Source organism: uncultured Mailhella sp. (genome assembly GCF_947631555.1).
In the GTDB taxonomy this organism is placed as follows: Bacteria; Desulfobacterota; Desulfovibrionia; order Desulfovibrionales; family Desulfovibrionaceae; genus Mailhella.
On record NZ_CANRLT010000064.1, the window covers coordinates 1 to 14,516 of the forward strand.

10 protein-coding genes are annotated in these 14,516 nt (G+C 53.3%); 6 read left to right on the top strand and 4 right to left on the bottom strand.

Features of this window, described 5'->3' with window-relative positions; translation table 11 throughout:
• Nucleotides 1–1,055: 1,055 nt before the first annotated feature.
• The gene (locus tag Q0Z94_RS08810) at nt 1,056–2,465 is read right to left on the bottom strand and encodes an amidohydrolase family protein (RefSeq protein WP_298068860.1); all 1,410 of its coding nucleotides are present in this window, start codon (nt 2,463–2,465) and stop codon (nt 1,056–1,058) included.
• Nucleotides 2,466–2,730: 265 nt separating this feature from the next.
• Here Q0Z94_RS08810 and dctP point away from each other — a divergent pair, with 265 nt between their 5' ends.
• The 4 genes from dctP (at nt 2,731) to Q0Z94_RS08830 (ending at nt 7,020) form a co-directional block, all read left to right on the top strand.
• Nucleotides 2,731–3,780: a TRAP transporter substrate-binding protein DctP gene (dctP, locus tag Q0Z94_RS08815; protein WP_298068862.1), complete on the top strand. Its 1,050-nt coding sequence runs from the start codon at nt 2,731–2,733 to the stop codon at nt 3,778–3,780.
• Between the two features lie 98 nt (nt 3,781–3,878).
• Entirely contained in the window at nt 3,879–4,370 is a 492-nt protein-coding gene (locus Q0Z94_RS08820) for a TRAP transporter small permease (protein ID WP_298068864.1), read from the top strand.
• Nucleotides 4,371–4,403: 33 nt separating this feature from the next.
• Nucleotides 4,404–5,711, top strand: a complete 1,308-nt coding sequence (locus Q0Z94_RS08825; RefSeq protein ID WP_298068866.1) for a TRAP transporter large permease — start codon at nt 4,404–4,406, stop codon at nt 5,709–5,711.
• 13 nt (nt 5,712–5,724) lie between these two features.
• Nucleotides 5,725–7,020 (top strand): amidohydrolase, encoded by a 1,296-nt coding sequence (locus tag Q0Z94_RS08830; protein ID WP_298068868.1) that lies wholly within the window; start codon nt 5,725–5,727, stop codon nt 7,018–7,020.
• A gap of 2,102 nt (nt 7,021–9,122) precedes the next feature.
• On the opposite strand, the gene Q0Z94_RS08835 is transcribed toward Q0Z94_RS08830, so the two are convergent.
• Both Q0Z94_RS08835 and Q0Z94_RS08840 read right to left on the bottom strand, forming a co-directional pair.
• Nucleotides 9,123–9,590, bottom strand: coding sequence for a threonine/serine exporter family protein (locus tag Q0Z94_RS08835; RefSeq protein WP_298068870.1), 468 nt, complete (start codon nt 9,588–9,590; stop codon nt 9,123–9,125).
• A gap of 1 nt (nt 9,591) precedes the next feature.
• Nucleotides 9,592–10,407: a threonine/serine exporter family protein gene (locus tag Q0Z94_RS08840; protein WP_298068871.1), complete on the bottom strand. Its 816-nt coding sequence runs from the start codon at nt 10,405–10,407 to the stop codon at nt 9,592–9,594.
• 619 nt (nt 10,408–11,026) lie between these two features.
• Between Q0Z94_RS08840 and Q0Z94_RS08845 the strand changes: the two genes are divergently transcribed.
• Nucleotides 11,027–12,286, top strand: coding sequence for a YqiA/YcfP family alpha/beta fold hydrolase (locus Q0Z94_RS08845; protein ID WP_298068873.1), 1,260 nt, complete (start codon nt 11,027–11,029; stop codon nt 12,284–12,286).
• 145 nt (nt 12,287–12,431) lie between these two features.
• Here the strand turns inward: Q0Z94_RS08845 and Q0Z94_RS08850 are convergent, their stop codons facing one another.
• Complete coding sequence (locus Q0Z94_RS08850) at nt 12,432–13,532, bottom strand: DUF1848 domain-containing protein (RefSeq protein ID WP_298068875.1); 1,101 nt, start codon at nt 13,530–13,532, stop codon at nt 12,432–12,434.
• A 682-nt stretch (nt 13,533–14,214) separates the two neighbouring features.
• On the opposite strand from Q0Z94_RS08850, the gene Q0Z94_RS08855 reads away from it, so the two are divergent.
• The coding region (locus tag Q0Z94_RS08855; RefSeq protein WP_298068876.1) for a hypothetical protein at nt 14,215–14,516 on the top strand (302 nt) is incomplete at its 3' end.

A 14,516-nucleotide genomic window follows, 5' to 3' on the forward strand; every position in this document is an offset into this window, starting at 1 on the left:
CCAAAAGGAAGGAATCCGGGAAATATTTAGCGGAGGAGAGGGCGCTGAACGGTGAATGTGAAGGAGACGCTGAACCGTCCAAGCGCCGGATAAGGGCGGAACTGACAGAGAAGGGCGCTTTCCGTACGGTGGGGAGTGAGTCACATCCGGGCACAACACCCCGGGCAGCCTGGGCTGCGCCTCTTCAGGACAAGGCGGAAAAAGGCGCTGGGGCACGGTGCGGCCGATCAAGCGTCGTTCAGGAAAAGGGGGGACACTGCCCTCTTGCCTCGGGCGGAAGCAAACAGGCGTCGCGCCGTTCTTTGCTCAAGGCCGCAGTTCTTTCGAGTATGACTTGGACAGCGGCAAAGGACCGTGCGCTTGCGGCAAGAGCGCTTCCCGCAGGTCAATAAGTGCTGGGGGCTGAGCGTGAGAGAACCCATCGTCTCCAAAAGGAAGGAATCCGGGAAATATTTAGCGGAGGAGAGGGCGCTGAACGGTGAATGAGAAGGAGACGCTGAACCGTCCAAGCGCCGGATAAGGGCGGAACTGGCGGAGAAGGCCGCTTTCCGTACGGCGGGGAGTGAGTCACATCCGGGCACAACACCCCGGGCAGCCTGGGTTGCAGAAGCACGGCACTGACACTCGTGTACTTTCACGGAAAGGTGTGACACTGTCTTCTTGCCTCGGGTTGAGGAAAAAATGGACAGCGCGACGCTGGAGCGGGAAATTTCAGTTCTTTCATGTATGGCTGCAGGCAGCGGCAAATGGCGGTGAGTCTGCGGCAAAAGCTCTTCCCGTAGGTCAGTTGCGCGCGGTTGGCGTTGAATGCGAGGCCGCACGTCTTCCCAGAAGAATGAAGCCAGGAACTTTTTAGGTGCATACTTGCGTCATGGTCCGCTCCCTTGATGTGATTTTCTCTGTACACATCGTGGCACGTTGATGCCGTTTGAGCAACTCGCTCTGAGAGGGGGAGTGGGCCATCCCATCATGGTTGCGGCCAGCTCGCGGAGCAGTCGGTTGCGGAGTCAGCCGGCAGGTGGGGCGACTGTGGATTGAAACATTTTGACAGGAACTCAGCGTTCAGCATCAAAAGGAAGATGGCCGTTGGAGAAATCTACATATTGACAGGACAAACCGAGTGATTTCATGTGCTTCCGTGCACGTTCCGTCGTAATCAAGGTGCCGCCTGTTCCACAAACATATCCGTGGATCATGCATACCTGTCCGCCAACAATCGTTGCAAGGGCACACTGACGATGGAAATCAAGGATGGAAAGATCGGCATCCGCTCCTATGCCAAGGTGACCTTTGTTTTTTAAGCACAAGCATCGAGATGGATTCCAGCTGGTTTTGCGAATATAGTCTTCCATGGAAAGAATTCCGGATGATACCAGACCCAACCCCTGTGATACCAGGACGTTTCGCGGAATGCTTCCGCCATCGGTCGCCAGACAGTCTACGGTAAATGTTCCGTTTTTGCGCCGTGCGGCGGCAAGAGCGATGCGCGGCATGGGGGGATTGACGTCAAATCCTCCGGCTATGTTTGTTCCAGCGTCAGACCAGAGACGATAAGCCTCCTGGCCTGTTAGCCGTACAGTTTCATCTCCCTGCTGGACAAAGACGAATGCCTTGCCATCCATCAGGGCATGGCCGAGTCCTGTGGCGCTGTTTTCATAACCAAGAATATTAAGAGTGACGCCTGTATTTTTACTCGCGAGCTGTCCTTCCTTATTGAGAAGAAATGATGTTCCGTTAGATGCGGCTATGTAGGATTCGCTGACGAGGGAAGGGTGTTCTTCCAGGAGCTGCTGAGCTTCGATCACTTCTTGCAATTCATGGCGTATCTGTCCGCGACAATATGAATTTATATGTGCGACATGAACAAATTCATTACCGACCAAATCACATAATTCGTGCAAGCCTTCAATATTTGAACCATATTTCGTGGTTCCGGCGTGCCACGCGGCGTAGCCGCCCTCTTCCCGTGCCGCATGGATAATATGGACAGAGCCTTCTGGGGTCAAAGGGTAGTGCCCGCCCAGTATTTTTACGCCGATAGCCCCCATTTCCATGGCCTCTGAAAGAAACATGCGTGATTCTTTCAGCGAGGGGGCCTCGTGAGCAAGGCTGCGCCCGGGCGTGGCGTCCTCAAGACTGGCGAGATTGAGTCCGCACGCTTCATGTATGTGCGAAAGCAGATCCGTTGTCGGCCCGGCCATATTCAGCGCGGTACAGACACCGGATCGGGCAAGCATACTGAAGGCGGTCTGGTTGCCAAAATTTCCGCAAACGTGTACATGCAGGTCGATAATCCCGGGGATAGCAAGGACGCCGTCAAAAGAAAGGATTTTTTTAGCTCCGACAGGGGAGAGGTCTTTTTGAATGGCTGCTATTTTGCCGTTGTCGATGGCGATGTCGTACATCCCGGAGACGGCGTTGACGGGATCTTCTACGCGAAGATTTTTCAGAAGCAAATCGAACATGTTATCCTCCCTTGTTGGCCTTACCGGATGATCCGAAACATTAAAAAGCATAGTTTTTTTTCTGTCTGCTGTCGACATTTCATCTTCCTCTTTTCAGAATTTTTTGCCAAAAAAATTAGTCAATAATATACTGAATTAATTATATTTAATTAAAATATGGTGAGAGTGGAGCTTGTCTTTTTTCTTGATGTATGGTTTAAAAGTGTCAACATTCGACAAATAGTCGAGGTTGAGCATTTACTTACTTACAATTCAGGAGGATACGATGAGATTGAACCTGAGGAATTGTCTGGTGGTTCTGGTTGCTCTTGTGGCCTGTTGTTTTACCCCTGCACATGCCGCCACTACCTTGACGTACGCTTCCAACGGACCGGAAAAATCCGTTCGCGGTTACGCGGAAAAACTTTTTCTGGATGAAATAGAGGCACAGTCGAAAGGACAGATCAAAATAAACGCCTTCTGGTCCGATACGCTGGTTACTGGACCGGAAATTTTGAAGGCTGTTTCCGATGGTGTCGCCGATTTGGGCTTTATCAATACGAACTTTTTCCCAAAAGCGCTTCCTTACAGCAACGCCATTACACTCAACGTTCTTGGGCCAACGCGGGGAGAGACGCTGGTCGCATGCTTCCAGGAGCTTTTCCGCGATGTTCCTGTTCTGGCCGGCGAATTCAAGCGTTACAAGCAGATCCCTGTATACTTCTTTGCTACGGACGCGAATTCCTTTGTGTCGAAGAAGCCACTGGACGATCTCTCGCAGCTTCGCGGTATGAAGGCTCGCGCTTCCAGCCGCTGGAAGTTGGCCGACTTTGAAGCCATGGGAGCGACTCCTGTTTCCGTTGCATGGTCGGAGTGTTATATGGCGCTTCAGACGGGTACGGTAGAGACGATCTTGACTTCCATCGAATCTCAGCACCGTGGCAAGCTCTACGAAGTTGCGCCCTATCTTTGGGTCTGGGACAAGATGTGGCTTGGTACGCCTTACCTAATCACTATCAACGAAAAAAAGTTCAACAAGCTGAGCAAGGAACTTCAGGAAGCTGTTCTCCGTGCCGGTGAGATTGCCAGTCAGAAGTTTGCAAAGAAGTTCAACACGGACGTTGCGGAAGAAATTGCGTCTATGGAAGCCGCGGGTACGAAGGTTAACTACGCCACGGATAAAGACTATGAAGCCTATCTGGGGCTGCCTTCGTGCAAGCACAACGCTGAAGTGTGGCTGGATGAGGCAAAGAAGGCAAATCTGAAGGACGCAGAAGAGAATTTCAATAAGATAGCAGAGATCGTCAAGAAGTATCTTGAAAGCGAAAAACAATAATAGCTAAAGGCAGGAAACCGGCATGGCAATAAAAACGTAAATGCGCGTTTTTTCTTACCGTGCAAACGTTTCCTGCCTTTTTATCAAGAGGTGGCACCATGTATTCATTTCTAAGAAAACTGTCGATTTATTCGTCCAGTTTCTGCGGATGGCTTCTTGCTATCCTGATGGTGATCATTTTTTTTGATATTGTAATGCGAACGATAGACCACCCTATTCTAGGCGTTGCAGAACTGTCCATGATAATTATGTTGACTACAGTCTATCTTGGACTTGCAAACTGTGAACAGAATCATGGGCATATCGCTGTCGATTTCATTCAGGAAATAATTCCTAAAAAAATTGTTAAAGTTTTTAATATAATGTGCGGAATATTGTGTGTTGGTACACTTGTCGTAAGCACATATTTTATGTTTATAAATACAGTTGATTCATATGTTGGAGATGAAGCCATGGCTGGACTTGTCCCAATTGTAATCTGGCCTGTGAAGGCTATTATTACATTTGGGCTTCTTCTTTATACTATACAATCATTTATAAACCTTTTGGTCGTTATGTCTTTTATTAAACCAAATGAAGACAGCGAATAGTCGATATTTGCCGTTCTCATATCTGGGGGCAGTATGAGTCTTACAACAATAGGCGTTATAGGCTCGGTGGTACTTCTGGTACTGCTTTTTTGCGGCCTGCAAATGGGGATAGATTTTATTCTTGTAGGTCTTGCAGGGCTTACGGCAGTGATAGGGTTTGACGCTGCCGGCTCTCTCCTTGGGGAGACGTTATACAATGCCGTAGCGTCTCCGGCCTTCTGCGTTCTTCCTCTTTTTCTTTTGATGGGGTCTTTCGCTTCGCGCGGAGGCTTTGCCAGGCTTGCCTATGAAAGCGTACATACCATCCTGGCGCGTATCCCCGGAGCCTTGGCCATCGCCACAACGTTTGGCTGTGCGGTTTTTGGGTCTATCTGTGGTTCGACGATAGCGACGGCTACCATTTTTGGACATCTCGCATTTCCGCAGATGAAACGGTACGGTTATAACAAAAGATTTGCCCTTGGTTCCATCGCCTGTTCAGGAGGCTTTGCCGCGATGATTCCTCCAAGCGGCATGTTTATTCTGTTTGCTATTTTTACTGATCAGTCGGTCGGAAAGCTTTTCCTTGCAGGAATATTGCCCGGATTTTTGTCGGCCTGCGTTTTTACCGTATACATGCTTATCATGGCCAAGTTTGGTAAAATGGCACCTATTCACCCTGATGAATATAAAGTTACTTTTACAGATCGTGTAAAAGCTTCGTTTAAATTGTGGCCTATTCTTACACTTTCCTTTGTTGTGATGGGAGGTATTTATACAGGTATCTTCACTTCTAATGAAGCAGCCTCAGTCGGAGCGATCGGTACGCTTATTTTTGGTCTTGCCAATGGCGAACTGCGTAAAAAGGGAGAGATTAATAAATCGTTGCGCGAAACGGCGCGTTCAACGGCCATGCTCTTCATTATTATTATCGCTTCCATGTACTTCAGCCGCTTCCTTGCTATAACACGTATACCTACAGAACTTGCCCAGTTCCTTGTTTCGTGGGATGTTTCGCCAAATCTCGTCTTTTTTGCTGTTATCGTCGTTTGGATGATATTGGGTATGCTCATTGCACAGGCGGCTGTTTTTGCCATGACGTTGCCGATTATTTTCCCGGTTCTTGTGGAGCTGGGGTTCGATCCTATCTGGATCTGTGTCATCGCCATGAAGCTTAACGAGATAGCAGGGGTGTCCCCGCCTGTGGGCATCAACTCGTTTGCCCTTGCGGGAGCGACCAACGAGCGCGTAACCGATGTTTTTGCCGGAACATGGCCCTTTATCGCCTGCGACATGGTCGTTGTTCTCATCCTGTGCTTCTTCCCCCAGATCGCAACGATGTTACCCAACTCGATGCTTTAGTCAGGAGTGAATTATGGACTTTTCCCCTACGGTTTCTCAGGAAGAGCTTGTGGCCATTCGCCGCGCTTTGCATAGCCACGCAGAATCCGGTCTTTCGGAGTTCTGGACGACAAGCTTTCTGGCGGAAAAACTAGCAGCGCTTGGCTGTGAGGTTCATCTTGGTGAAGAAGTCATGGATCGTGCCGTTATGATGGGCAGTCCCAGTCCGGAGGTTCAGAAAAAGCGTCTCCAGGCCGCCCTGGAGCAGGGCGCAGATCCCAAATGGATCGAGAAAATGGACGGATTGACCGGACTGATGGTCGATATTCGTCCGGATCTGCCCATGCATTCTGTGTTGCGTTTCGATATCGACTGTGTGGACGTATCTGAAAGTCATGATGCGGATCATAAACCAGCGGCGGAAAGTTTCGCTTCCATCAATGAAGGTGAATGCCATGCCTGTGCGCATGACGGTCACGCTACCATTGGACTTGGCGTCGCCATGGAGCTGATGCGCCGCCGTGACGCCTTGAAGCACAATGTTCGCCTCATTTTTGAACCCGCTGAGGAAGGAAGCCGTGGTGCGTTGCCCATGGTCAGCGCCGGATTGGTTGACGGAGCCAGATATTTTCTTGCCGCGCATATTGGCGTCAACGCCCGGCAAGACCACGCGCTTGTGTGCGGAACACATGGCTTCCTTGCCACGACCAAGTTTGACGTTGAGCTTTTTGGACTTGCCGCTCATTCTGGATCCGATCCTCATAAGGGACATAATTCCCTGCTGGCTGCGGCCACGATTCTGCTTAATCTCCATGCTCTTCCCCGTCATGGAGAAGGCGCAAGCCGCGTGACTGTGGGGATGCTGTCAGGAGGGACGGGACGTAACGTCATTCCCGATCACGCCAAGCTTGTGTGCGAAACACGCGGCGCGACGGAGGAAATCAATCAGTACATGTTCGACAAGGCCAAGCTCATTATAGAACATGTGGCTGCCATGTATGAACAGGAAGTCAAGATAACGATCATGGGAACGGCGGGGAATGCGATCAGCGACAAGAAAATGATCGATGTCGTGCGCCAGGCCGCGCAGGATGTCCCGTACTTCCATAAAGATCGTATTACCGGTCTGGGAGCGGGCTTTGGTACAGACGATGCTTGTACGTTTCTGAGTGCGGTTCAAAAGCAGGGCGGTGCCGGCACCTACTGTCAGATCGGCAGCGTTCTTGATGCGGGGCATCACAATCCGCGCTTTGACTTTAATGAAGACTTGCTTCAGCCTGCGGTGGAACTGTTCTGCCGCTCGACCTTCCTCATGGATGTGATGGAGTAAACGCTCAGAGTGCTTCTCTGTATCTGGTGCCGCTAAAAAAGCAGCGCGGTATAACGGTTCTCTGTTTTTCAAGAGAAGAGCGTAACCTGTTCCCTTTAAGGAGCATCTGTCGGCTGCGGAGTTAATCGGGCAGGTGAGGGGCTTTATGGATTGAAGCATGACAAGGCAGGATAACGTCCCCAACATCCTGAGGAAAACAATAAGGCAGCAAAGCCCTTCAGGGCTTTGTTGCCTGCGTCTGGAAGGGGGGCCTTACAAGCTTCCGTCTCCATGATACCTTGTATCCGATCCGCCGCAGGCGCGGCGTGTGCACCGCAGATAGCGAATGCGAACATGGTCACGACCCCGAAACGGGACAGAAGGCTGGAGTTCAAACCATAAAGGAAGAAAGATGATCTGAAGCATCTTGGTGTCCAGCTTTGCGCCGACATGTACGGGCTTTACTTTTTGAAGCCGCGTTGAGTACGGTTTGCCGATGGCCTTGGGCCAGAAGCTGTTTGTCAAAACAAGGTTATGACTCAAAGGTGACAGATTAGAGGTTATAGCATGATTCGCCGTTGCTGCGGATAGCGCCAATTAATCTTGTCAATAAAAATCTAGGCATTTTCCATAAATAGTATTTCTGAACACATACCTTGAATAACCATCAACAAAAATAACATATAAATGTATACATTTTTGATCATTTTTATATTTTTATAGTTGAATATTATATAATGCGCATAATACTCAAAAAATAACCGTAGTTTTTTAAAATGTAGATTTTTATAAATGTAGTTTTATGCTATCTTAAAACAGTATGATATTATGTATGTTGTCGTAAATATTGTCCTGATATGCTTATAAAAATTTATTTATCGACAGATTTCAATATATAAATATAAACGGTTATCATTCGATTTTTTATTGAAAAAATTATCAAGTAATCCTATAAAAATAGAATCCTCGTACTTTTTATTGGCCTTATATCGCTGAATATGTTGAAGAAGTCTTGAGTTTTATTTCATAGATTTCAAGTCGATGGCGATGTTAAATGGTTATTATAAAAGAGAAGGTCTCTTTTTCAGTTATTTTCTATGATAGAAAATTTTCTAGAGACTCAACAAGTGGCATTGGAGTATGGGATAAGACAAACGCCGTTTTCCGGGAGAAGCGGCGTCCGTCTGATTTTGAAAGGGGGCATCCGTCAGCGGCGGTGAGGTTCGTGGGGGCGGGGATGATTTCTGATCGGTGATCTGGCCGCGGAGTTTGGGGCAGACATTTCTGGCCGCGGAGGACGGGACAGACGATGAGCCGGTCTGACATGCGGAGGATGTGCCGGGCCTCCATGCGGTGCAATATGCGGCGGCCGTGCAGGACCGCCCAGAGGATGAGGGGGGTGACCAGGGCCAGGCCGGAAGCCGTGAGGGGGAAGCGGTCTGGGAGGTGGAAAGTGATACCTGGGAAGGGGCGGCGGGAGAAGTATCGGGTAGAGCGGGGAAAGGGCATATCCGCCGTACCACGGCCCCGAGGATATGGAGAAGGAACCGCCGTAGATGCCTCCGCTGCCGAAGGCAAGGCCGCCGCTGTACATCGGCCCGTAGTAAGGTTCATCCACAGCGCAGCCGGTAAGGAAGAGACTGAAGCAGAGCGCGAAAAAAAGACGCTTCATGGACCGCTCCTTAGAGATAACTACCGGACTTTTCCAAGACCCTTACCTTAAGCTATCCTGAAAAAAAGACAAGCCCCGGACTCTTGCGGCGATTTCCGGAGTCTGGAAGCTGGCAAAAGCGCATCTCTATCAGAAAAGTGTTACCAGACACGCCGTAAAACGTTTTTGTTCAGGGAGGAAGAAGGCACCCCTGACAGGAATTTTAGCATTCCTGCCTTTGGGGACTCGCAGGTGACACAGCGGCAGGACACACCGCTTCAGCTGTGGAGATGACGTGAGACCATGGGAAGATGCGGTTGGCTCCCCGTGTAACATTACCCGCAAGGGACTGTTTACGGCGAAAACCAAGCATTGTTTCCCCTCGTAGTTTGTTGAAGCAGGAAAAGTTCAGGGGTGCCATCTCGCAAGATTGCCTCAGCAGGGAATCCTTGGCTTTAGGCGGGGGAGGCTGTCAGCAGCCGTCCTTGCTGCGGCTTTTATGGATGCGGTTAAAGGCGATCTGCGTGATATGGATGATGGTCATGCCGCAGACAATTCCGCCGGCGATGGCTGAAGCCAGAAACAGCGTGTACAGAATCTGCGCGGGAAAGGCAATCCACTGCCCCTTGATGATAAAGCTCATGGCCCGGTACAGGGACGCGCCGGGAACCATGGGAATGGCCGCGGGCACAAGAAAGACCGTGGCGGGCGTCTTCTTCAGTCTGGCCAGCAGATCCGAATAGAGCGTAAAGCAGATGGCCCCGAGGAAAAAGCCAAGAACCTCGCTGCCCAGAAAGGATTTCAATACCAGGTAGGCGGCCCAGCCAAGCATCCCCCCCAGTCCGGCCCAGAAGAGCCGTGAGGACTGGACATTGAAAAGGACGGCAAAGCCCAGGGAGCCTGTGAACGCTGTCAGCAGCTGGATGAGCCAGTCGGACATATCAGATACCTCCCGGCCACATCAGCAGGGGAAGCGCAAAGCCAAACGCTATGAGTCCTGCGAGCACAAAGGCATTGCAGACGCCGAGCAGTGCGGAAAGCGTATCCCCGTTGAAAATATCGCGGATGGAATTGGTGAGCTGCATCCCGGGAATGAGCAGCATGATGTTGCCGATGCTGATTTTTTCCGCGGAATCCCCAAAACCGTTCGACACGAGGAACAGAGCCAGGCAGCCACCCGCAAAGGACCACAGCACCGCCGCGACAGTAGCCGGAAGCTGCAGCAAGCGGGAGACCTGTTCCATACATTTGAGGAACAGTCCTATGCCCGCGGAGACGAGCGCATCCTGCCAGGAGCCGCCGAAAAACAGGGTAAATGACGAGGAAATCAGCGCGTAGCAGAACAGCAGGAAAGAAAAGCCGTACTGCGGCGGAATGGCGCGTATTTCGTTCAGTTCCCGCTCCACATCAGCAAAGAGAGGAAGTTCCTCGCAGATGCGCCGGGAAAGGCCGTTGAGCCGCGAGAGCTTCAATAAATCGTAGCGCGTGGCGGTAATGCGCCTGGTCTGCGTCACCGTGCCGAACATGGGAGAATACGCTGTGACCACTATGGCGGAAGTGATGGTGAACACGTCCACCCGTTCTGCGCCGTAGGCCGTGCAGATCCGGCGGACGCTGTCCTCAACGCGGCTGACTTCCGCGCCGCTGATGAGCATGGCCTCTCCAATGTTCAAGGCATTGAAAAGAAATTCGTTCGCATAGTCCGCCGGACTAGTGCTTTGCAGGGCGATTTGCTTCGCCAGATAAGCCCTTGTCATGATTAACCCGTTGTGAAGCCCGTGCCGTCTGCTATCCGGCCTTGTATCGTTTCAGAGAGCAGACTGTCTCCCGCGCCGAAGCCGGGCATGAAATCAAAAATTATCTGAACAGGTTCTGCCAGGCAGAACCCGAAACGCTGCCGCAGTCCTTTTCCGTTTCTGTGTGTTGTCTGGCCGCCGTCAGAGAGGCATGAAGCGCAGAAGCGTTCCGAATAAAAGCGAAACGCGTCCTGCCCATGACCGGCGGGGAATCAGGGCGTCCATCTCCCCGGGCGGGCATTCTGGATTGTCAAAAGCGAACAGAAGCGCAGAGGAACGCTGCGCAGGGATTCTTTTATAGAAAGCCGGACGCGTTGGCAAACGGATTTTTCGTCCTGAAGAGGCGGGCAGGCCCGAAAACGCCTGCGGCTGAAACTTTTCCTTATGCGGCGGCACGGAAAAATCTCTTGCGGAAAGGCCCGGTTTTGAAGCTCTACCTTGCTCTCCTGCCATGCCGGAATGTGCCGCGCTACGCTTTTAGTCCACACTGCTGTGGACTGGCACCTGGTTTTTTCTTCTCTTCCGTAATTTTTCTGTTATGCTCTTCCTGAAGCGAAAAACAAAAAGACAGAGGGACAGTATGGACAGATTCGTCTATCTCCACGGGTTCAACAGCGGGGCAGCCAGCAGGTCAGGGCACGAACTTTCGGCACTGCTCGGTGTGCCGGTCATTTGTCCGGAATGCGAGTATTCCCTGCCTTTTCAGGAATGCCTTGCCGGCATCCGGCGGCAGATTTCGGAGTCCATCGACAAAGCCAACGACAGGCTTACGGTCATGGGTTCGTCGCTGGGCGGCTTCTACGCGCTCCAGCTCCGGCATCCGGCCATCATCCATACAGTGGCATGGAATCCCGCGATCTTTCCAGCCCTGCAGCTTGAACCGTTTCTCGGCGCGAACACGCGCTTCACGGACGGCGTGGACTGGGAGTTCACCCGCGAAGCCCTGCTTTCCTACGCCGAAGCTCCTGATCCGCGCCCCTGGCAGAACAGCACATGGCTCATGGAACAGCAGGCGGTCAAGGATACCGCGGCAGGCTCTCAGCCGTGCTTCCTGTTCGGCGGGCGCAGCCTCACGCTGCTTGGGCAGAACAAGGAAGGGGAATCCCTCAGTGAACGCGAAGCAAGACGCACCCCGCGGCGCGATATTTTTCTTGCCGGCCATGACGAGCTGCTCGATGCCCGTCTTTCCCGCGCTTTCTGGCAGGGCAGTGCGGCACTTCATGAGATAGATTCCGGGCATCAGATACTCGACTACGGGCACGCGGTTGGACTTCTCAAGGACGGCAAGCTGATGGAGACGTTTGGAGACTGGCAGAGCGGTACGTCCGGCCAGGCCTGGGACGATTCCTTCCGTGAGGCTGGTGGCTTCAGCATGGCCGGCATCTTTGCTCCCGGGGAAGCCCTGGAAACGGTGCGCCATTATCTCTGGCTGGGTGATGCGTCCTATCTGGAAATGCAGGGACAGAAGAACGGCGCAGCCTTCCCGCTCACAGCCGTTTTCTTCCATCCCCGCCACGAGGAGCGCACCCGCCGCCTTCTCACCGAACTGGTGAAGCGCTGCGGCTCCCACAGGTATGTGTTGCTTCGGGCCGACGGCAAGGCCGTGCGGCATCAGTGCGCGGCAAACCGCCTTCAGGATTCCGACTATGACATTCCTTTGCCCGAAGGCCGCAATTTCGCCGCCGCCATACAAGCCGCCTTCCCGGGCTGGAAGGGCGAATCTGCGCAGTGGCACGGGCACGAGCGGCACGGCTCCTTCTTCCGCGCCATGATGCGTGCGCGCTTTGCCGCCCTTCTGGACGAGCGCGAAGATCCGGTAGCGGCTTACGAGGGCAAGTAGCTTTTTCGCGTGCTTCCCCCCAGCAGCGCTGGCGGAGCAAAACGGCGTTAACGCAATCCTGTGTCCCCTCGCGGCTCCGGCTGCCGGCAATTCCGGGGCGCTGGAGGGATTTTTCAGGAGGGAATGCCTCTCCCCAGGATAGGCTTCAGTCCTGCCCCGGGCCGGCGTGAGGACTGTTGATGTTTTCGGCAGCTTCCGGGGGCAGGAGCCTGCCGGAGATGCTTTCGCCGCCGGTGCTGTGTCCGGCGCAGTTTTTCAGCACCGAGGCGCGGTCCGCGTTGGCGTAGCAGTACGCGCACAGATGTCTGCAGGTGCTGTACTCACCGATGTCCTTGCTTGGGATGCAGCCGCAGTGTTCGCGCTGGCCTTTGTCGAGCAGTTTTCTGGTGCGCAGGGCGTAAAGTCCGCTGCCCAGACGCAGGGCGCCTTCCGGCAGGGTCTCGGGACAAAGCGCCGGTTCGCGCTCAATGCGGACGCCCAGGTGTTTCATGAGTGCCCTGTCGGTATGCGCCCGGCGGATGATAAGCTCATCGTCCACGCAGCGGTTGTGCGCTATGCCGAAGCGTTCCAGATCCACGGACTCGGCGCAGGTGGCCAGCGTGAAGCCCCATTTGTCGTTCAGGCGGGCGAGGGCGGCGGCGTATTCCTCCATGCGTTCCCGTGTCCATGACTGCCAGCGCACGCCTTCCCTTTTGAGGTTGGCCGCCACGCGGGGCGTGATGTCGGCAAAGCTGAACACGAGTTTTTCCGTATGGCCGCACAGCGCATCGCCCAGGCGTTCGGCTTTCTTTAAAAGTCCGTCCAGGCCCAGGCGGTCGGTGAGCAGCAGAGGGTCGTTGCGCCAGATGACGCCGTCCCTGCCCAGCCTTTCCGAAAGCGCGAAGAACGTGTCCAGGCGTTCTTCCACCTCCGGCACATGGCGTTCAAAGCCCTCAGCGCGGTAGTCGTTAAGCGTGTACTGCACATAACACCCGATGCCCCGGCGCTCCAGTTCGCCGAGATGCTTCAGCAGGGGCCTGGGATTCTTGGACCAGAAGACGATAAAGCGCGTATGCGCGTAGGACACGCAGGCGGTTTTCCCGCTGAAGGGATTCCGCCACAGGGAATAGCCCTGCTCCAGACGCCTGAAGAACCAGTCGGCGAAGAAGGCGGGGATGTCGGTACTGCGGCTCGCCGAGACAATGACGGGGAAGAGTGCCCTGACCTGCCTGCCGTCCGGGAGCGCGAGCGTGTCTCTGGCTGTCATGCGTCTTCCTCCGAGTGATGAAAAACAACCGGGCTATGAAAACAGCGTTCTTTCAGCGGGATTAAAGCAGAATTGACACGGGAAGGCAAAGAGCGGGCTTCAAGGAATTTTTGGCAAAAGTTCTTGACATTGCGGCAGGAGCAGGTCACAGTAACGCCATCGGGCGTACAGTTCGCCCGTAGAATCCTGTCAGCAAGGGTTCGCCGAAGTGAGGATGCTCACCGTTTGAGTTTTCCCCCCAGGCTTCAGAACAGTTTCTGGAAGCTTTGGGTGCGTAAAAAACCTGAGCAGCACATCCTCACCATGTGGAAGTTCGGTGTCAACATGACATCCCTCCCACAGCGTTGCGTAACCCATTGATGTGACAGGTTTTTTTATGCTCTCTCTCTCTCTCTCTCTCTCTCTCTCTCTCTCTCTCTCTCCAAGGAAGTAATCTTTCGCGGCGGGCGGCCTTACGCCCGCGTCTTTCCGTACAGCCTTCAACCAAATTCGGGAGTGCAGCACTCATTAAGAGCGCCGCGCTCCCGTTTTTTCGTGTCTCACTTTGGGAAGCCCGGAAGCCGCAGCCCGCGGCTCTCGGGCTTCTGCGTGTTTAACGCCGCCCCGTCTCCGCTCTGCGGCTGCTAAGCGGCGAGTTTTTTTTGCACTTTTGAAGCGCAACCCATAACTGAAGGAGCCTCACATGTCAGACATTCGTCTTCTTCGCCCCGCTGCCGGAACCAATCAGGCTGTAGCCTGCGAACCGGAAGCCAACTTTATCTTCGATTTCCCCACGGACGCCGCCACCCTGTCCCGCAGCGGCGATGATCTGGTCATGACCTTTGAGGACGGCGCCACGCTGTCCCTGACGGACTTCTACAAGACCTATTCCAGCGAGAACATGCCCAGCTTCGATGTGGGCGGCTCGCAGGTGGCCGGTGCGGACTTCTTCACGGCCATGAACGAGCCTGACCTCATGCCTGCCGCAGGCCCCGGCGGGAACAC